Origin of the sequence: Chromobacterium piscinae, assembly GCF_021129175.1 — a bacterium.
In the GTDB taxonomy this organism is placed as follows: Bacteria; Pseudomonadota; Gammaproteobacteria; order Burkholderiales; family Chromobacteriaceae; genus Chromobacterium; species Chromobacterium piscinae.
This window is the reverse complement of sequence record NZ_JAJOHV010000022.1, coordinates 27,827-45,169: the sequence shown is the minus strand read 5'-3', so window position 1 is coordinate 45,169 and position 17,343 is coordinate 27,827. Positions and strand designations below refer to the sequence as shown.

The following is a 17,343-nucleotide window of genomic DNA, read 5'->3' as shown; positions in this document are numbered from 1 at the left end:
TGCATTCTAGCCGATATGACCTGCAATTCTCGGCGTTTCCACCCGCACGTCGCCGCATTGCGCGCGGTGGCGCAAGGCATGGTCGATCAGCACCAAGGCCAGCATCGCCTCGGCGATCGGCGTGGCGCGGATGCCGACGCAGGGATCGTGGCGGCCGTGGGTTTCCATCGTTATCGCCTCGCCTTGCTTGTTGATCGAGCGGCGCGGCTGGGCGATGGACGACGTCGGTTTGATCGCGATCGATACGTCGATCTGCTGGCCGGTGGAGATGCCGCCCAGCACGCCGCCGGCGTGGTTGCTGGCGAAGCCTTGCGGCGTCAGTTCGTCGCCATGCTCGCTGCCGCGCTGGGCCACGCAGCCGAAGCCGGCGCCGATCTCTACGCCCTTGACCGCGTTGATGCTCATCATCGCGTAGGCGATGTCGGCGTCCAGGCGGTCGAACACCGGCTCGCCCCAGCCCACCGGCACATTGTCCGCCACCACGCGCAGCCGCGCGCCGATGGAATCCAGGCTCTTGCGGATGGAATCCATATATTCCTCCAGCCGCGGCACGATGTCCGGGTCGGCGCTGAAGAAGGGATTGCCGCCCACATGCTCCCAGCCCTTGAACGGCATCTGCACTTCGCCGATCTGGGTCATGTGGCCGCGAATGACGATGCCGTATTTTTCGCTCAGCCACTTCTTGGCGATGGCGCCGGCCGCGACGCGCACCGCCGTCTCGCGCGCCGAGGAGCGGCCGCCGCCGCGCGGATCGCGGGTGCCGTATTTATGCCAATAGCAGTAATCGGCGTGGCCGGGACGGAAAGTCTCGGCGATATTTCCGTAGTCCTTGCTGCGCTGGTCGGTGTTGCGGATCAGCAGCGCGATGGGCGTGCCGGTAGTCTTGCCCTCGTAGACGCCGGACAGGATTTCCACGGTGTCCGGCTCGCGGCGCTGGGTGACGTGGCGGCTGGTGCCGGGCTTGCGGCGGTCCAGCTCCGCCTGGATGTCCGCCTCGGTCAAGGCCAGTCCCGGCGGACAACCGTCCACCACGCAGCCTATGCCCGGCCCGTGGCTCTCGCCGAAGGAAGTCACCGTAAACAATCGTCCCATGCTGCTGCCTGACATCTGCTTTCCCCTGCCGCTGATTGCGTATCGTCATCGATTCTAGCATGGCGCGCGCAGCAAGCAGCCATGCTGCGGCGCGCATTGAAATCGGCAGCGGACGCTGGCATTCTTTTTGCATAAATGGGCGATGCGGGAATGCCCGCCCTTCCCGACGGGAAGGCCATCCAATCGGACAGGAGTCTGCCATGAACGCATCGACACCCGGCCTCGCGCGCAAGCTCGGCGGCTGGCAACTATGGGGCATCGCCGTGGGGCTGGTGATTTCCGGCGAATACTTCGGCTGGAGCTACGGCTGGGCGCAGGCCGGCACGCTGGGCTTTCTGTGCGCCACGCTGTTCGTCGCGCTGATGTACGCCGCCTTCATCTTCAGCTTCACCGAGCTGACCACCGCCATTCCGCACGCAGGCGGGCCCTTCGCCTACGCCCGCCGCGCCTTCGGCCCGCTGGGCGGCTTCATCGCCGGTTTCGCCACGCTGTGCGAATTCGTGTTCGCGCCGCCGGCCATCGCGCTGGCCATCGGCGCCTACCTCAATGTGCAATTTCCGTCGCTGGCGCCCAAATGGACCGCTTGCGGCGCCTATCTGGCGTTCATGGCGCTGAACATCGCCGGGGTCGGCATCGCCGCGATGTTCGAACTGGCGGTCACGCTGCTGGCCATCTTCGAACTGCTGGTATTCATGGGCGTGGTGGCGCCCGGCTTCAGCTGGGACAACTTCATGCGCCACGGCTGGGCCGGACAGGACGCCTTCCATTGGGGCGCCGTCGGCGGCATGTTCGCCGCCCTGCCGTTCGCGATCTGGTTCTTCCTGGCGATAGAGGGCGCGGCGATGGCCGCCGAAGAGGCCAAGGACCCGGCGCGGACGATCCCGCGCGCCTACATCGCCGGCATCCTCACCCTGGTGGTGCTGGCCTTCGGCGTGATGGTGATGGCCGGCGGCGCCGGCGACTGGAGCCGGCTGGCCAATATCAACGACCCGCTGCCTCAGGCGATGAAGCTGATCGTCGGCGAGCACAGCGGCTGGCTGCACATGCTGGTATGGCTGGGCCTATTCGGCCTAGTGGCGTCGTTCCACGGCATCATCATGGGCTATTCGCGGCAGATCTTCGCTCTTGCGCGGGCCGGCTACCTGCCGCGCGCGCTGGCAGCCGTCCATCCGCGCTTCAAGACGCCGCACCGGGCGATTCTGGCCGGCGGCGCGGTCGGCATCGCCGCCATTTTCAGCGACGATCTGGTGCAGATCGCCGGCCAGCCGCTGACCGCCAACATCGTCACGCTGTCGGTGTTCGGCGCCATCGTCATGTACATCGTGTCGATGCTGGCGCTGTTTCGGCTGCGCGGCCGCGAGCCGGCGCTGCCCCGGCCGTTCTCCGCGCCCTGTTATCCGTGGCTGCCGGCGCTGGCGCTGGGCTGTTCGCTGATCTGCTTGGTCGCCATGGTCTATTACAACCGGCTGCTGGCCGGCATCTTCGCCGCGATGCTGGCCGCCGGCTACCTGTACTTCCTCGCCACCGCCCGCCAGCGCGCCGAAGCCGGCATCGACGCTCAACTGCAAGGTTCGGCCGAGATTGCCGCCGAGTCCTCTCCCACCATCCGGAGCCAAACATGAGCCACGCCATCGCCATAGGACCGCGGACCTACCGTTTCGCCGACCTGAAAACGCTGATGGCGCGCGCCAGCCCCTTGCGCTCCGGCGACCAGTTGGCCGGCGTCGCCGCCGCCTGCGCCGAGGAGCGGGTGGCGGCGCAAATGTGCCTGGCCGATCTGCCGCTGACCGTCTTCCTCAACCAGGCGCTAATCCCGTACGAGGAGGACGAAGTCACGCGGCTGATCCTGGACAGCCACGACGCCGCCGCCTTCGCCGCCGTCTCCCACCTGACCGTGGGCGGCCTGCGCGATTGGCTGCTGTCCGACGCGGCCGCCGCGGAAACGCTGGCCGCGCTGGCGCCCGGCCTTACCCCGGAAATGGCGGCGGCCGTGTCCAAGCTGATGCGCAACCAGGACCTGGTGCAGGCGGCGAAGAAGTGCCGCGTTGTCACCGCCTTTCGCAACACCCAGGGCCTGCCGGGACGGATGGGGGTGCGGCTGCAGCCCAACCATCCGGCAGACGATCCGCGCGCCATCGCCGCCGCCACGCTGGACGGCCTGCTCTACGGCGCCGGCGACGCGGTGATCGGCATCAACCCGGCCGGCGACAGCCCAGACGACATCCGCAACCTGCTGACCCTGCTGGACGAGGTCCGTCAACGTTACGCGATCCCGACGCAAAGCTGCGTGCTCACCCACGTCACCAGCACGCTGGACCTGATCCGCCAGGGCGCGCCGGTGGACCTGGTGTTCCAGTCCATCGCCGGCACCGAAAAAGCTAACGCCGGCTTCGGCGTCAGCCTCGCCGTGCTGGACGAAGCCCATCAGGCGGCGCGGGAGCTGAAGCGCGGCACGGTGGGCGGCAACGTGATGTATTTCGAGACCGGCCAGGGCAGCGCGCTGTCGGCCAACGCCCACTGGGGCGTGGACCAGCAGACCTGCGAGGCGCGCGCCTACGCGGTGGCGCGCCGCTACTCGCCGCTGCTGGTCAACACCGTGGTCGGCTTCATCGGCCCGGAGTATCTGTACAACGGCAAGCAAATCATCCGCGCCGGGCTGGAGGACCATTTCTGCGGCAAGCTGCTGGGCCTGCCGATGGGTTGCGACATCTGCTACACCAACCACGCCGAGGCCGACCAGGACGACATGGATGCGCTGTTGACGCTGCTGGGCGCGGCCGGCGTGCACTTCATCATCGGCGTGCCCGGCGCCGACGACATCATGCTGGGCTACCAGAGCACCTCCTTCCACGATGCGCTCTACCTGCGCAATACGCTGGGGCTGAAGCGCGCGCCGGAGTTCGAGGACTGGCTGGAGACAATGGAGATCACCCGCGGCGGCAGGCTGCTGCCGCAGGACAAGCGCCAGCGGCTGCTGGCGCTGATGGAGGGCGTGGCGTGAAAGAAAAGCAAAATCCAATCACCGAGGACGGCTGGAGCGAGCTGTCCCGCCTCACCGCCGCCCGCATCGCGCTGGGCCGAGCCGGCAGCAGCCTGCCCTGCAGGGAAACGCTGCGCTTCGCCTTGGCCCACGCCCAGGCGCGCGACGCGGTGCACACGCCGCTGGATGCCGCCGCGCTGGCCGGCGAACTCGCGGCCGACGGCCATCGCGTCATAGACATCCGCAGCGCCGCCGGCAGCCGCGCCGAATACCTGCAGCGGCCGGACCTGGGCCGCAAGCTGGACGAAGCCAGCCGCGAACTACTGCTGGCGGAAGCCGACAAGGGCTGCGACCTGCTGATCCTCATCGCCGACGGCCTGTCCTCGCGCGCGCCCTCCCTGCACGCGGCGCCGCTGCTGCGCGAGCTGCTGCCGCGGGTGCGGGAGATGGGTTTGAGCGTCGGCCCGCTGCTGATCGCGCGCGAAGCACGGGTGGCGCTGGGCGACGAGGCCGGGGAAATCATGGGCGCAAGAATGACAGCGATGCTGATAGGCGAGCGGCCGGGCTTGAGCTCGCCGGACAGCCTGGGCCTGTACCTGACCGCCGCGCCGCGCGCCGGCCGCAGCGACGCCGAACGCAACTGCATTTCCAATGTGCGGCCGGACGGCCTGCCCTATCCGCTGGCGGCCTTCAAGCTCGCCTGGCTGATAGACGCCGCGCTGCGCCAGGCTACCGGGGTGGGGCTGAAAGACGGCAGCGCCGCCGATCCGCGCTGGGCGGCGCTGTTGGCGAGGCAGGCCTGCTTAGCCAAGAGCTAAGGACTTGCTCCAATCACCCTGCTTTTGAATCCGCTGCGCGGATAATAAATTTTCATTGCCGGGGCTGCCCGGCAGGCAGGGAGGGGATATTTGGGTGGCCAAATATCCCCTCCACCCCTAAAGGCCACCCTGCAAGCCTGGCCTTCGGCTCCCCGCCGGGACCCGTCAGGCCCGAGGCGCGGCTGAACTCGCCCCGCGCTAGCGTCGCGGGGCTCAAACAGGCAGCCGCTTAAAACCTCAGGCCTGCCACCCGGCGGCAGGCTTAAAGGGATCGGGTCACATTGAAAACGTGGTTTCTCGCGCTCAGCCTTCAAAATCATGCAAGAGGTCACAAATAGACCTCAAACATCATGCACCGAAGACAAAAACTCTGAGATAAAGCATGCCGTCACAGACAATGCCGCGACAAGACACAACGTAAAATCAGATCTTTTTCGCTCTATGTTCACCACGGCAAGCTGCCGCCCTGGCGGCGATACCAGCCCGTGACCGACAAGCGCTGCTGTTTGGCCGGCAATACCTCATGCCAGAAACGGTCGGCCAGGAACAACACCAAGGTGCCGGCTTCCGGCTCCACGTCGATGAATTCCTGGCAGGCATTGTCCAGGTACAGGCGGATCTGGCCGCCGCCGTCGGCCGGCCAGTTCTCGTTTAGGTAGAACACCGTGGTCAACACGCGAGCGTCGTCGTCGCGGAAGCGGTCCAGGTGTTTTTTGTAGAACGCCCCTTCCGGGTAGACGGCGAAATGCGACTCCAGCTCGGTCAGGCCCAGGTACAGGCCGCGATTCACCGCCTGCATGATTTCGTCCATCGCGGCGTTGTAGGCGCGCACCGCCGGCAATCCATCCACCTGATCCAGCCACAGCACCGAGTCGGAGCGGATCTCTGCCCGGCGCGCCTGGCCATCGGCGCGGCCAGTGGCGGCCTCGTGGAAGCGGCCATCGTCCCACACTTGCAGGCAGGCCTCGCGCAGATTGGCGACCAATTCCGCCGGCAAGGCGCGGGGGATGACGATCCAGCCCTGGTCGGCCAGGGTGTCGAGTACGGCGTCGAGTTCGAATTGCAGCGCGGTCATGTCGAAGTTGTCCAGAAAACGGGCTGACGCTTTCTACCACATGCCGCACCCGCTGGCGAATGTCGAATATCAATCCTTGCACGCTTATCCGGCCGAGCCGCGAGCGACGGCGTCTCCGCAACCCTCAAGCGGGCTCCGGGCAGGCCAGCCTTGGGCAGGCTCTGCGCGGGCAATGCAAAAAGAGAGCGGAAATAATCCCGCTCTCTTTAGCCAAAAAAACGACTGTTTATGCTTTCGGAGGCGTGCCCTCGGCATTCGCCACCACGGCATCGATTTGTATCATCGCGCCGCGAGGCAAGGCGCCAACGCCCACCACCCGCCGCGCGGGAACGCCGCCCGGGAAGAAGGTGGCGTAAACCTCGTCCACCGCATCCATATCCGCGATGTTTTTAAGGAAAACATTGACCTTGACCACATCGCCCATCGCGTGGCCTATGCTCTCCACGATGGCCTTGATGTTGTTCAAGCACTGCGCGGCCTGCTCTTTCACGCCGCCGGCCACCATTTCATCCGTCTCCGGATGCAAAGGCAATTGAGCGGAAAGATGGTTGTAATGGGAGAACGCCACCGTTTGCGTAGAAAGCGGGCAGCGGGGAGCGTTGTCAGTGTTATGCGCGTTGATCACGATGCCGTGCCTGTCTTCAACCGCTTGCGGCGGCGTGCCGTCCCCATGCGACACCACCGCTTCAATTTGCACCAAAGCGTCCATAGGCAGCGTGGCTTCCACTACCGTGCGCGCCGGAACATAGGCCACGGCCCTGGCGATGGCCGAATCCGGGAAGAACGCGCGATAAGCTTCGTTTACCGATTCGATATCCGACAGGTTTTTAAGGAAAATATTGACTTTGACAATATCGTCAAACGGCACTGCGATATTTTCCAGAATCGCCCGGATATTCTTCAAGCACTGAACTGCCTGCTCTCTTGCGCCGCCGGCGACCAGTTTTCCGGATTCAGGATCAATCGGCAACTGAGCCGAGATATTGTTGTAATGGGAAAAGGCTACCGATTGGGTAGACAAATGGCTGGTCGGCGCATTGCGGCTATCGCTTGCGACCTTAACCAGATCGCCAGCCTGCGGCGCATTGGGAATCGTGCCCTCGCCATTGGAAAGCAGAGCCTCCACCTGCAACAAGGCTCCCATCGGCAAAGCCGCGACCGCGACAGTCGTCAAGGTAGGAACATAATCCGGGAAGAAGGCGGAATACACCGCATTGACCGCATCCATGTCGGAGATATCTTGCAGAAAAATGGTGATCCTCACCACATCGCTCATCTCATGGCCGATGCTTTTTATAATTTCCTGGATATTTTTGAAGCATCTTTCGGCCTGTTCTTTCACTCCGCCGGCCACCAAGCGCCCCGTCGCGGGATCCACCGGCAACTGAGCCGACAAATTGTTGTAGTGCGAGAAGGCTACCGTTTGGGAATACCGCCCCATTCCATTTGGCGCCTTTTCCGAATTCCTTGCCAGTACCGCGTTGAAGCTACTCATGATGGTATACCTGTTTCGTTCGAATTAATCCGCGGCATGGCCGAATATATATCGCTTCGCCATCGACAACCGCCGCTCCATTGGCATTACCATTATTTAATCCGTTCCACAACAAGATAAAGCCTTGGCAAAAGCGAAAACCAATCAAGGCCGAAATCGCGAGAAATGGAAGCAATGCAATCAAGATTCTGGATTTTATCGGTTTATCGCCCTGGTCTGTCAATACGGCTCGACCATAAAACAAGGCGTAAAGAATCAATTCGAATTGAGTAAAAGGCCGCCGCCACAGGACATAGCCATCCATCATGTCGCATATTCAACTAAAACTGCTCTTTAATGCTAATACTTCACACTGCCTTTTTATTCACACCTGCTCTTTAAAATTGCAAGATCAAACATATTCCACAGAAGCTGGATTTGACAATGATCAACATCGACAATATTCGGCGCCAAATGATTAGTTGTTTATCACGTTTTTAAATGAGAGGCCGAGTTATAAATTAGCGCGCGGCCATGACTCGCCAGCCGGGGAAAGCCGCTCGCGCGTGGCGCGGTGGCGCAGCTAAAAATACTTGAGAGGCCGCATGGCATCCATGCGGCCTCTCTCACGCAAAAAATGCAGAATGGGCGCTGAAATCCAAGACCCAGCCATCCACCCAGCCAAGCCGGCTCAATAATTCTCCGCCACCGCGTCGTAGCGCCCCGCCAGCCAGTCCAGCGCCAATGGGAAGTGGTCGCGCGGCGCATCCGGGTGGGTCAGCAGCGACACGTGGTTGTAGTCGTGCAGATGGCCGGCCCGACGCCCCAGCAAATGCAGGCGCGACAAATGCGGCCCGGATTCGTCGCGAAAGCGGCGCACGTCTTCCGGATGGCCGCGGCAGGGGTCATTGGCCGCGGCGAAGTATAGAATCGGCGGCAAATGGCCGGTCTCCGCCGCCACCGCGTAATCGAAGCCATCGTCGCTGTCCACCCACGGCCTGGGCTGGGCCCACAGCTTGCTCTGCAAATGGCTCTTGTCGCTCTCATCGTCGGCGCCCAGCCGGATGCGCCGCGCCGGCAGATAGCCGCAAGCCTTGATCAGCCAGCGCGCGGCGGTGCACCACATGAAGTCCACTTCGATCAGTTTGTTCAGATTGCGCACCCGCACGCTGCGTTTGGAGCCGAAATACACCACGCTCGCCACCTGGGCGGCGATTTCCGGGAAGCGAACCAGGCAGCTGGTCATGTGCACGCCGCCCCATGAATGGGCGATCCAGTGCACCTGCTGGCCGCCGCTTTTCCTGCGGACGAAGTCATGCAGCGCCGGCAGGTCTTCGCAAATGGTCTCGGTCTGGCCGTGGCGGGAATGCGGGCCGATCTTGGGCGTGCTGCGGCCCCGGCCGCGCAGGTCGGCTGCGTACACGTCGTAGCCGGCGTCGGCCAGGAAGTGGGCCAGGCCCTTGCCTGATTCGGTATAAAAGGTGCGGCCGTTGGCCATCACGCCATGCGCCATCAGCACCGGCGCGCCGCCTTCGCGGCCGCAGATGCGCTTCAGATACAAACGCTCGCCGTCTCCGACCGGCACCCATAAATCCTGCTGCAGTTTCTCCATATTTTCCTCGCTGGCCGATGCCATCGCCGTCTGCGCGGCAATTCAAGCAAACGCTTGATCATGACAAAGAACCCGGCAAAGGAAAAGCCGTTCGCGCGCCGTCCTGCCGCAAACGCAGCCGCTCGCTGTAGAGCGCCAGCCCCGCGCCAGCCACGCACAGCAGCGCCAATATGGCGAACACCACCCAGGACGGCCCATGCGACAGCAGCACGCCCACCATCGCCGGCCCCAGCGCGCCGCCCAGCGAAGCCAGATTCTGCGCGCCGTAATAGCTGCCCTTCAGCGCGTCCGGCGCGATGGCGTCGATGTACAGGTATTCGGCCGGCACCAGTACGATCTCGCCCAGAGTGAACAGCGCGATCGCCGCGCACATCAGCGGCAGGCTGTCCACGCTGCCCAGCCACAGCATGCCGGCGCCGATCAGCAGAAATCCGCCGACGATCGCCCGCATCAAACGATTCGGCTTCAACAGCCGGCCCAGCGGATATTGCAGCAGCACCACCACCACCGCGTTGCAGCTGATCAGCGCCGACATCCAGCGCATCGCCTCGGCCTCGTCCATCCGCGTCAGCAGGAACAGCGGCAAATAGCCGGAAAAACGGCCGTACACCACATAGGCCAACAAGCTGCTGAGGGTGAACCACACCAGCACCCGGTCGCCGGCCAAAGTGCGCAGCGTGGCGGCGAAACCGTCGGGCAGCGCCGCGGGATCATGCCGCCTCTCCGGCAGTTGGGGCTGCGCCGCGAGGCCCGCCAGCGCAAGCAGGCCGCCCAGCCAATAAGGCGCCGTCTCGTGCCAGAACAACATGCCGGCGCACAGCATGGGCCCCAACGCCCAGGCCACGTTGGCCAGCGTGTAGCGCATAGAAAACGCCTTGCTGCGCCACTGCTCGGACACCACGTCGCTGAGTATCGCCTTCACCGCGATGCTGTACACCACCATCGCCAGCTCGCCCGCCGCCAGCGCCGTCACCACCGTCGCGTAGCTGTGGCCGTAAGGCAGCAACACGCCGCCCGCGCCCATCAGCACCGCCGCGCCGCGCAGGGCCGGCCCCCTCGGCAGCCGGTCCAGCCAGTAGCCGCCATACAGTCCGAACAAGGCGGACCCCAGCAGCACCGCCGCCAGCAGCGTGCCGGTGGCCTGCACCGACAACTGCAATTGCTTGCCCAGCGCCAGCACCAAGAGCGGCGAGATCACCGCCCGCGACAGGGACAACAAAAAAGAAGACAGCAGCACGCGCCGCACCACGGAAGAACGCAGATCCACGACAACACCTTGTAAAGCAAAGGGAACCGCTGCAGTATTGCCGATAAAGCGGAATGTAAAAATGGATACAATCCAGAATAAATACTTCCGCTTTTATCCTGCCCATCCCAACAGGAGACCCGATGCGCCTGCAGCAGCAATACCAGCAACTCTACCTGGCCTACGGCGACGCTCCGGCCCAGCCCGGCCTGCCGCAGCTGGCCGAGTTATGGCGATGCGGCGAACGCAACGCGCGGCTGCAGCTGGCCAGAATGCGCGAACTGGGCTGGCTGGAATGGCGGGCTGGCCGCGGACGCGGCCACCGCTCCACGCTCAGGCTGCTGCAGCGGCCGGACGAGCTGGAGTGGCAGCAGTTGCAAGGCATGCTGGCGCGAGGCCAGCTGGAGCAGGCTTTCTCCCGGCTGGAACCGTCCAGGCAGCAGCGGCTGCTGGCCGCCCTGCCGCAGCACCTGGGCGCCGGCGACAGCGGACGCAGCCTGCGCATTCCCATTCCGCACCCACCGCTGACGCTGGACCCGCAGCACGTCAACTCCCGGCTGGAGTCCCACCTGGTGCGGCAGATTTTCGATCGGCTGTGCCGCCACGACCGCCTGGGCCAGGAGTTGCGACCGGCGTTGGCCCACCATTGGGAGGCTGACGCGGCGGGCCGGAACTGGCGATTCTGGCTGCGTCCCAGCCTGCGCTTCCACGACGGCGGAGCGCTGGACGCCGAAACCGCGGCCGCCAGCCTGCTCAGGCTCAAACAGCCGGATAATCCCTACCACTCGCTGTACGGCCATCTGCGGCAGATCGACGTCCATGACGCGCTGTCGTTCAGCTGCCGGCTGTCCGAAGCCGACCAGCTGTGGCCGCAGCGGCTGGCGACCGCCAACTCGTCCATCGTGCCGATGCGGCGCGGCGCGGATTTCGAGCGCATGCCGGTGGGCAGCGGGCCGTTCCGCGTCGAGCTGAGCAGCCCGCAGCGGCTGAAGCTGGCCGCGTTCGACCAACACTACCGCGAGCGCGCGCTGCTGGACTCGATCGAGCTGTGGATCATCCCTTCCCCGGCCGAACAGGACTTCCACCTGCGACTGGAATACGGCAATCAGCGCGGCGCCACCATGCAGCAGTCGGCCTGCACCTATCTGCTGCTGTCGCCGCGCAGCGTCCGCGTGGCGGCCGGGCAACGGCTGCCGCTGATGCGCTTCCTGGCCGAGCCGCATCCGGTGGCCGATTGCGATGAACGCGCGCCGGCGCTGGGGCTGCAGCCGGGCTGGCGCCATCCGCGCCCGGCGCCGGTTCCGCCGCCTCGGCTGGATGGCGCGCGGCTGACGCTGTTCCATTACGATCTGCCCTGCTTCCCGCCGCTGGCCGCCGCGCTGGCGCAGCGGCTCGCGCAACAGGGCGTCGAGCTCGACATCCATAGCCTGTCCCGACGCGAATTCTTCGACAGCGCCGCCTGGCGCGACCGCGCCGACCTGATCCTGTGCAGCGAACTGCTGCACGACGACCGCGACTACGGCATGTTCGAATGGCTGAGCGGCTGCAGCACGCTGCAACTGGGACTGGCGCCCGACGCCGCCGCCCGCTTGGCCCGGGACATGCGCAGCCTGCAGGCGGAACCGGAATTCGCCGCGCGCCAGGACGGCTACCGCCGCGCCGGCGACTGGCTGGTGGCCGAAGGCTGGATGCTGCCGCTGTCGCACGAGACCCTGGGCCACGACGCCAGCCCGCAGTTGGCCGGCTTGCAGCTGGGCGGCAACGGCTGGACCGACTTCGCCGGCCTGTGGCTGCGCGGCTGAGTTGACGCGCGTCAAGTCAGAACGCGCTCCGCCGCTTGAAACCGCGGAGATGCGCCTCATCTTCATCCACAGGACGGCGAATCCGCCGTAAGCCCATGAACTGAAAGGAGAAGCAAATGAGCATGCTACCTGCCCACCATAGCCTGTTTGACGAGTTTTTCCGCGATTTCACCCCGGGGTTCCTCGTCAAGCCGCTGCACGGCGACGCGCTGCCGGCGCAGATCAAGATGGATGTGAAGGAAACCGGCGACGCCTATCAGGTGGAAGCCGAATTGCCGGGCGTCGGCAAGGAAGACATCCACGTCGACATCGACGGCGCGCTGGTGACGATCAAAGCCGAGATCAAACAGTTCGACCAGCAAGGCAAAGACGAACGTCCGCTGCGCAGCGAGCGTTACTACGGCCTGGTGTCGCGCAGCTTCCAGCTGCCGCAGGACATCGACCGCGAAACCGCCAGCGCCCGGTATGAAAACGGCGTGCTGAGCCTGACGCTGCCGAAGCGCCGCAGCGGCGGCGCCGGCCAGCGGCTGCGGATCGAATAAGCTCAGCCTCGGCCCCGCGGCAATAAAAAACGCGCCGGTCTCCCGGCGCGTTTTCACTGGCGATGACGCGAATCAGGCCAGGATCTTGGAAACGATCTCGTACACGTCCTTGGACAGCTCGGCCTTGGCCATCCGCTCCAGCTCGGCGCGCATCAGCGCCTGCCGGCCAGGCTCCAGCTTCTGCATCCGGCGGAAGGCGCGGGTCAGGCCGCTGGCGCCCTGCGGATTGATGGCGTCCAGCTCCAGGATGCGGTCGGCCATGAAACGGTAGCCGCTGCCGTCGCCGGCATGGAAGTGGTGCAGATTGGCGCCGAAAGCGCCCAGCAGCGAGCGCACCTTGTTCGGATTGCGGATGCTGAACGCCGGGTGATGCAGCGCCGCCTCCACCCGCTGCAGCGTGCCGTCCAGCTGGCTGCCGCCGATCAAGGTGAAGAACTTGTCCATCACCAGCGCCTCGTTCTGCCAACGAGAAGCGAAATCGGTGAAGCAATCGTCTCGCTCCTGGCCGTCGCGGTCGCGCAGCGCCAGCAGCGCGCCCATCTGGTCGGTCATATTGTCCGCGTCGCGGAACTGCTTGGCGGCCATCTCGGCCGGCCAGGCGTCGTCCAGGCGGTTCAGCATCCACAGCGCGCGGTTCTTAAGGCTGCGCTTGCCGGAATCCTGCGGCTTGTAGTCGCGGGTGAGGCTGAGCTCGTAAGCCTCGCGCCATTCGCCGCGCAGCGCCTGCGCCAGCTGGTCCAGCACGAATTCGCGCACCAGGTGGATCGCCGCCGGATCGGCCACGTCCACCATTTCCAGAATCTCGCCCTCGCTCGGCAGATTCAGCATCAGCGCCTTGAACGCCGGATCCAGGCTATGGTCCTTCAACACCGCGCGGAAGGCGCCGATGAAGGTTTCCGACAGCTTGAGCCCGCGGCCGGCGGCCGCGTCGTCCAGCAACTGCTTGAACAGGCGCTCGGCGAAGATCTGGCCGGCTTCCCAGCGGCAGAAGCTGTCGCTGTCGTTGGCCATCAGGAACACCAGCTGGTCGTCGCGCCAGTCGTATTCCAGCTTCACCGGCGCGGAGAAGCCGCGCAGCAGCGACGGCACCGGCTCGGCCGGGATGTCGACGAAGGTGAAGCTCTGCTCGGCGGCCTTGACGTCCAGCACGCGCGAGGCCCCGACGGCCTCCGCCTCGCCCTTCAGGCGCAGCGGCAGGTCCTGGCCGTCCGCGCCCATCAGGCCCAGCGCCAGCGGGATGTGGAACGGCAGCTTGGCCTGCTGGCCCGGCGTGGCCGGGCAGCTCTGCTTGACGGTCAGCGTGTAGCTTCGCTCGGCCGGATTGTAGCTGGAGGAAACGGCCAGCCGCGGCGTGCCGGCCTGGCTGTACCACAGCGCGAACTGCGACAAGTCGACGTCGTTGGCGTCGGCCATCGCGGCGCGGAAGTCGTCGCAGGTGACGGCTTGGCCGTCATGGCGCTTGAAGTACAGATCCATGCCCTTGCGGAAACCGTCGCGGCCCAGCAGCGTCTCATACATCCGCACCACTTCCGCGCCCTTCTCGTACACGGTCATGGTGTAGAAGTTGTTCATCTCGATATAGCTGTCCGGGCGGATCGGGTGCGCGGTCGGGCCGGCGTCTTCCGGGAACTGCGCCATGCGCAGGCCCTTGACGTCCTCGATGCGCTTCACCGCGCGGCTGTAGATGTCGGCGCTGAACTCTTGGTCGCGATAGACGGTCAGGCCTTCCTTCAGGCTCAGCTGGAACCAGTCGCGGCAGGTGACGCGGTTGCCGGTCCAGTTGTGGAAGTATTCGTGGCCGATCACCGCCTCGATGCCTTCGAAGTCGGCGTCGGTGGCGGTGTCCTGGCGCGCCAGCACGTACTTGGTGTTGAAGATGTTGAGGCCCTTGTTCTCCATCGCGCCCATATTGAAGTCGCCGACCGCGACGATCATGTAGATGTCCAGGTCGTATTCCAGGCCGAAGCGCTCCTCGTCCCACTTCATCGAATGCTTGACCGACTCCATCGCGTGCGCGGTCTTGTCCTGGTCGGCGGGCTCGGTCCAGATTTCCAGCGCCACTTCGCGGCCGCGCATGGTCACAAACTTGTCGCGCAAGGCCACCAGCTTGCCGGCCACCAGCGCGAACAGATAGGACGGCTTGCGATACGGGTCTACCCACTTAACCCAGTGGCGCTTCTTGTCCACCATGCCCTCGCCCACCTTGTTGCCATTGGACAGCAGCACCGGGTACTTCTGCTTGTCGGCCTTGATGGTGGTGGTGAACTTGGCCATCACGTCCGGACGGTCCAGGTAGTAGGTGATCTTGCGGAAGCCTTCCGGCTCGCACTGGGTGAACAGGTTGCCGCTGGACGCGTACAGGCCCATGAGGCTGGTATTGGCAGCCGGTTCGAGCTCAGTTTCCACTTCCAGGATGAAGCTGTCAGGCACCTGGCTCACGGTCAGCACGTCATCGGCCAGGCCGTAGCGGGTTTCGTCCAGCTTCTCGCCGTCCAGCAGCACCGCCACCAGCTTGGCACTGCCGTCCAGCTTCAGGTCACGCTCGGCGGATTCGCCGTTGCGGGTCACCACCAGCCGCGACTGCACGCGGGTGGATTCGTCCTCGATGTCGAACACCAGATCGACGCGGTCGATCAGAAAAGCGGGGGCCTGATAATCCTTGCGGTACTTCACTTCCGGCTGTTGAGCCATTCGTGTCTCCTTGCGGTCCGGCTCGTGGCCGGTCTCTTTCATAGACGGCGCGGCGCCCGGTAAGCGCCGCTCCTGGTCGAAATCAGCCGTTCTGTCAGCGGCCTGCAATCCATTTGCCGCCGTCGGCTTCCAACTTGAGGCGGCAGGTGTCCTCCGGCGCGGCCTGCGGCGCGACGTCGAACGTCATCAGTTCGTCGCGGCGGAAGGCGTGCAGCTTGATCTTGTCACCCGCAGACAGGCGGACAAGTTGCTTGTCCAAATCGTAGGCTCGGAGCTTGTCCACCGCCACCACCACGTCGCCGCCGGACAGGCCGGCCTGTTGCGCCGCGCCGCCGTCCAGCACCTGAACCAGCTTGACCCCGACGGCGTCGGCCGCGGCCTTGACGCCCAGCGTCAGCGGCGCCGGCTTGCCGGCGAAGGCGTCCACCACGCCGCCGCGGTCGGACGCGCCCTGTGCGGCCTCGAATTTCAGTTCCACGCCTTGGCTCTTCAGCAGCTCGGCCAACGGCAGGTCCTGGGTGCTGCGCAGCGCTAAGTCGAAGAAGGGCTTGAGCTTGAGGCCGGTGGTTTCGATCGCGATCTTTTCCCACTCGTCCTCTTCCAGGCCCTTGCCGTCGGCCAGCCACTTGCTCCACAACGCGCGCATCACGTCGTCCAGCGACTGCTTGCCCTTGCTGTCGCGGCGGATCAGCAGATCCAGCGCCAGCGCGGCCAGCGAACCCTTGGTGTAGTAGCTGACGATGCTGTTGGGACTGTTCTCGTCCTGGCGGTAGTACTTGGTCCAGGCCTCGAAGCTGGACTGCTCTAGCGTCTGCTTGAGGCGACCCGCGCCGCGTTGCACGCTGGTGATGGTTTCGGCCAGCAGGCCCAGGTAGCGCTTCTCGTCGATCAGGCCGCAGCGAACCAGGGTCAGGTCGTCGTAATAAGAAGTGATGCCTTCGAATGCCCACAGCAACCGAGTCATGCCTTCGCGGTTCAGGTCATAGGGCGTGAACGCCGCCGGCTTCATCCGCTTAACGTTCCAGCTATGGAAGTACTCGTGGCTGATCAGGCCCAGCAGCTTCAGGTAGCCGTCGCCGATATCGGTCGCGCCAGGCGCGGGCAAATCGTCGCGATTGGCCACCAGCGCGGTGGACGCGCGGTGCTCCAGGCCGCCATAGATGTCCTTGCCGACGAACAGCATGAACACGTAGCGATCGAACGGGGCCGGCTCGCCGAACAGCTTGATCTGGTATTCGCAAATCTTTTTGGTGTCTTCGGCCAATCGCTTCAGATCGCCCTGGAACCGGCCGGAAACGACAAACTCGTGCGGCACGCCGCAAGCCTTGAAGCTGACCTTTTGGAACTCGCCCATTTCCACCGGGTGGTCGATCAGCTCATCGTAATTGGATGCCTGGTAAGCGCCGAAGCCGCTCTTTTTCTTGACGTCGACGGCAGGCAGGCTGGTCGCCACTTTCCAACCGGCGTAGACCTTGCCTTCCGGCTCGTGGATGTCCACGGCGCAGGGCTCGCCCTCATAGCCTTCCACCGCGAGGAACACACTGGTGCCGTTGAAGAAGCCGCGCTCGCCATCCAGATAGGCGCCGCGCACCGACAGGTCGAACGCGTAAACCAGATAGCGCAGCGTCAGCGCACCTTTTGCCGGCGCCGCCTGCCAGCGGTTCTTTTCCAGCTGCCGCAGCGCCACCGGTTTGCCGCCGGCGCGGGCCTCCATCTCGACGATGTGCTTGGAAAATTCACGGATCATATAACTGCCGGGAATCCATGCCGGCAAAAAAAACACCTGGCCATCCTTGGCCGGGTGCGTGACTGTGACGGTTGCCTCGAACAGATGCGCATCCGGCGACACCGGGCGCAGCGTGTAATGTACTGGGACGGATTGGGTCATGATCGGCCTGCAAGCGTTGCAAAACTTGATGATTTTAGCATTTCCGCGATTTCGGCGGTTGTCCTCGTGGCGTATTGATCCATGTCAAGAAGTCATACCAATACGACAATACAATTGCATGCG

The 17,343-nt window shown here is 64.6% G+C and carries 13 protein-coding genes; 5 read left to right on the top strand and 8 right to left on the bottom strand.

The genetic code is table 11. The annotated features are described in order from the left end of the window. Window positions 1–6 precede the first annotated feature (6 nt). Window positions 7–1,107 (bottom strand): chorismate synthase, encoded by a 1,101-nt coding sequence (gene aroC, locus LQR33_RS07665; RefSeq protein ID WP_021476937.1) that lies wholly within the window; start codon window positions 1,105–1,107, stop codon window positions 7–9. Between the two features lie 185 nt (window positions 1,108–1,292). Here aroC and eat point away from each other — a divergent pair, with 185 nt between their 5' ends. From eat to eutC, 3 genes are read left to right on the top strand one after another with little or no spacing between them, the layout of a single operon-like run. Beyond that, window positions 1,293–2,714, top strand: coding sequence for an ethanolamine permease (gene eat / locus LQR33_RS07660; protein ID WP_231468225.1), 1,422 nt, complete (start codon window positions 1,293–1,295; stop codon window positions 2,712–2,714). After that, the gene (locus tag LQR33_RS07655) at window positions 2,711–4,093 is read left to right on the top strand and encodes an ethanolamine ammonia-lyase subunit EutB (protein WP_231178754.1); all 1,383 of its coding nucleotides are present in this window, start codon (window positions 2,711–2,713) and stop codon (window positions 4,091–4,093) included. The genes eat and LQR33_RS07655 overlap by 4 nt, the downstream gene beginning before the upstream one ends. Next, a complete protein-coding gene (gene eutC, locus LQR33_RS07650) occupies window positions 4,090–4,890 on the top strand; it encodes an ethanolamine ammonia-lyase subunit EutC (RefSeq protein ID WP_166438988.1) in 801 nt (266 codons plus the stop codon). Before LQR33_RS07655 ends, eutC begins: the two co-directional genes overlap by 4 nt. Window positions 4,891–5,335: 445 nt before the next feature. On the opposite strand, the gene LQR33_RS07645 is transcribed toward eutC, so the two are convergent. The 5 genes from LQR33_RS07645 to LQR33_RS07625 all read right to left on the bottom strand — a co-directional run bounded on the left by LQR33_RS07645 (window position 5,336) and on the right by LQR33_RS07625 (window position 10,318). Then, entirely contained in the window at window positions 5,336–5,965 is a 630-nt protein-coding gene (locus LQR33_RS07645; RefSeq protein WP_231468223.1) for a 2OG-Fe(II) oxygenase, read from the bottom strand. 226 nt (window positions 5,966–6,191) lie between these two features. Beyond that, window positions 6,192–7,460, bottom strand: coding sequence for a RidA family protein (locus LQR33_RS07640; protein ID WP_166438990.1), 1,269 nt, complete (start codon window positions 7,458–7,460; stop codon window positions 6,192–6,194). Next, window positions 7,453–7,767 carry a hypothetical protein gene (locus LQR33_RS07635; protein WP_221665140.1) on the bottom strand — a complete coding sequence of 105 codons (315 nt, stop codon included), beginning with the start codon at window positions 7,765–7,767 and terminating at the stop codon, window positions 7,453–7,455. The genes LQR33_RS07640 and LQR33_RS07635 overlap by 8 nt, the downstream gene beginning before the upstream one ends. A 363-nt stretch (window positions 7,768–8,130) precedes the next feature. Further along, a complete protein-coding gene (locus tag LQR33_RS07630; protein WP_166438992.1) occupies window positions 8,131–9,051 on the bottom strand; it encodes an alpha/beta fold hydrolase in 921 nt (306 codons plus the stop codon). 58 nt (window positions 9,052–9,109) lie between these two features. After that, window positions 9,110–10,318 (bottom strand): MFS transporter, encoded by a 1,209-nt coding sequence (locus LQR33_RS07625; RefSeq protein ID WP_231178755.1) that lies wholly within the window; start codon window positions 10,316–10,318, stop codon window positions 9,110–9,112. Between the two features lie 122 nt (window positions 10,319–10,440). On the opposite strand from LQR33_RS07625, the gene LQR33_RS07620 reads away from it, so the two are divergent. Continuing rightward, a complete protein-coding gene (locus LQR33_RS07620; protein WP_231468221.1) occupies window positions 10,441–12,099 on the top strand; it encodes an SgrR family transcriptional regulator in 1,659 nt (552 codons plus the stop codon). 116 nt (window positions 12,100–12,215) lie between these two features. Next, complete coding sequence (locus LQR33_RS07615; protein ID WP_231468219.1) at window positions 12,216–12,641, top strand: Hsp20/alpha crystallin family protein; 426 nt, start codon at window positions 12,216–12,218, stop codon at window positions 12,639–12,641. Between the two features lie 72 nt (window positions 12,642–12,713). Here LQR33_RS07615 and pepN read toward each other — a convergent pair whose 3' ends face one another. Together pepN and LQR33_RS07605 are read right to left on the bottom strand one after the other, a co-directional pair. Further along, entirely contained in the window at window positions 12,714–15,332 is a 2,619-nt protein-coding gene (gene pepN / locus LQR33_RS07610) for an aminopeptidase N (protein ID WP_221668206.1), read from the bottom strand. A gap of 94 nt (window positions 15,333–15,426) precedes the next feature. Beyond that, window positions 15,427–17,220 (bottom strand): M61 family metallopeptidase, encoded by a 1,794-nt coding sequence (locus tag LQR33_RS07605; protein WP_221668207.1) that lies wholly within the window; start codon window positions 17,218–17,220, stop codon window positions 15,427–15,429. Window positions 17,221–17,343: the final 123 nt, after the last annotated feature.